The organism is Synechococcus sp. W60.3 (assembly GCF_047502615.1).
GTDB lineage: Bacteria > Cyanobacteriota > Cyanobacteriia > Thermostichales > Thermostichaceae > Thermostichus.
The window spans coordinates 1-2039 of sequence record NZ_JANSHJ010000043.1 but is presented as its reverse complement, the minus strand read 5'-3'; the positions used below and the strand labels follow the sequence as shown (position 1 = coordinate 2039).

The 2039-nt window shown below is 58.6% G+C and carries 2 protein-coding genes and 1 pseudogene; 2 read left to right on the top strand and 1 reads right to left on the bottom strand.

Going from position 1 to position 2039, the window contains the following annotated elements; genetic code table 11:
* Window positions 1-293: pseudogene (locus NW846_RS11540) on the top strand (bacitracin ABC transporter ATP-binding protein); the annotation flags it as partial.
* Window positions 294-364: 71 nt separating this feature from the next.
* On the top strand, window positions 365-1252 hold the full coding sequence (locus tag NW846_RS11535; RefSeq protein ID WP_414381182.1) for a nitrate ABC transporter ATP-binding protein: 888 nt from the start codon (window positions 365-367) through the stop codon (window positions 1250-1252).
* Between the two features lie 75 nt (window positions 1253-1327).
* Here the strand turns inward: NW846_RS11535 and NW846_RS11530 are convergent.
* A partial coding sequence (locus tag NW846_RS11530; protein ID WP_414516078.1) for an ADP-ribosylglycohydrolase family protein occupies window positions 1328-2039 on the bottom strand: 712 nt, incomplete at its 5' end.

Sequence of the window (2039 nt, the reverse complement as noted above, 5' to 3'; positions counted from 1 at the left end):
GTCCCAGCCGCACCGAGCATCTGTGGATGATGACCCAAATGGCCCGCTGGGGGGAGCTGCCCTTCCCCCGCAACTGGGTGGAGATCGTGGAGCGGGTATGTCAGGTGGGGGTGTTCAGCACGGCAGCCCGCGAGCTGGGACTGGATGTCTCCTACCAAAGGCAGCCCATTCAGTTGTTCGATGGGATCCCCTTTAATGGTGAGGATCCCCTGGCCTACCTCAACAGTTTGGCGATTAAGCACGATATTTATGTAGCCGAGGTTGCCTTAGATCGTCGTCCTGTGTTGCTCTAGATACCCACTTGGGCGCCCTTGCAAAAGCACATTCCCCGTTGTGAGAAAATCATGAGTTGGAGCACCCTACGATGACTGCCCTCTTGACAACCTCTACCCCAGCGAACGTAGCCGCAGAACCCTACCTAAGCCTTGAGAATGTCAGCAAGACCTACTCAACTCCCAAGGGGGATTATCCCGTCTTGCGAGATATCAACCTCAGTGTGAACGAGGGAGAGTTTGTCTGCTTGGTTGGGCATTCCGGCTGTGGCAAAACCACCCTGCTGAATATGGTTTCCGGATTTGCCCAGCCCACCAGTGGCTCGGTGAAGCTGAAAGGGCAGCCGATTACAGCTCCTGGCCCGGAGCGCATGGTAGTGTTTCAAGGGTATGCCCTGTTGCCTTGGCTCACGGTTTATGAAAATGTTTATTTGGCCGTTTGGTCGGTATTTCCCCAAAAGAGCCAGTCGGAAAAGCATCGAATTGTGGAAGAACATTTGGATTTGGTGGGGCTGGGGGAAGCCGCTCAGAAATATCCCTCGCAAATTTCGGGAGGGATGAAACAGCGGGTAGCCATTGCTCGTGCGTTGGCCATCCGTCCAGAAGTGCTGATTTTGGATGAACCCTTCGGGGCCTTGGATGCCATTACCAAAGAGGAGCTTCAAGAGGAGCTGTTGCGCATTTGGGATGAACATCGCTGCACGGTTTTGATGATTACCCACGACATTGATGAGGCGCTGTTTTTGGCCGACCGCCTGGTGCTGATCGCGCCAGCGGGACGGAGTCCTTTCGCGCCAGCGGGACGGAGTCCTTTGACCAATGGCCCTGCAGCCACCATCGGGCAGATCGTGACCATCCCCTTCCCGCGCCCTCGGGATCGCGAGCGGATTCTTGAAGATCCGCAGTACTACCGCCTGCGCAACTCGGTTCTCAGCTATCTCTACGGCCATGAAGCCAACCCAGAGGCGGCTTACCGGTAAATCCAACCTGGAGCAGTTGACGGAGCGAGAGGGCGACAAGGCAACCCAAAACCCAAAAACCACACACCTTGGCCATCAGGTGCAGCCCCTGGTCAGGCGATCCGCAAACCTCTCTTGGAACTCGCACACAACGCCGTGCAACCGCTCGTCCAAAACGGCCAGCGTCTGGGATGCGATCTCGTCCGGCACGCCGCCGAAAAACGCCTCCGCAATGCCCCCGGCAATGCAGGCCATGGTGTCTGCGTCTCCACCAAGGGAGATGGCGTTGCGCACCGCGTCTTCAAAACCGTCTGCCTCTAGGAACGCGATGATCGACTGGGGCACCGAGCCCTGACAGGAGACATCGAAGCAGTAGTGCTCCCGGATATCGTCCAGCCGCTCGGATAGGCAGTATCCGAACTCTTGCTCGATGTACGTCTTGATGTCGGCCTTGGTGTACCCTGACCGGGCGAGAAACACGGCGGCTGCCGTAGCCTGAGCGCCGCGGATGCCCTCCGGGTGGTTGTGGGTTACCTCGGCACTGGCCCGCGCCTGGGCCAGCACTTCTTCCAGCGTGTTGCAGGCGATGCCAATGGGGCTAACCCGCATGGCGGCTCCGTTGCCCCAACTGTAGTACGGCTCACGGCAGCGATGCTCGGCCCAGTGGATGAAGCTGCTCCCGTACCCAGCCTCTGGGTAGGCGTGGAAGTACTCATGGTACCAATCGACGTAGCTACCGCCCCGCAGCAGCCGCTCGGCCACAGCGACCGTCAGAACCGTGTCATCGGTAAATTGGCTGGCCTCGACG

Excerpts from the sequence above, each read along its gene's own strand:
- NW846_RS11535 (WP_414381182.1), top strand. The coding sequence starts at position 365 with ATGACTGCCCTCTTGACAACCTCTACCCCAGCGAACGTAGCCGCAGAA.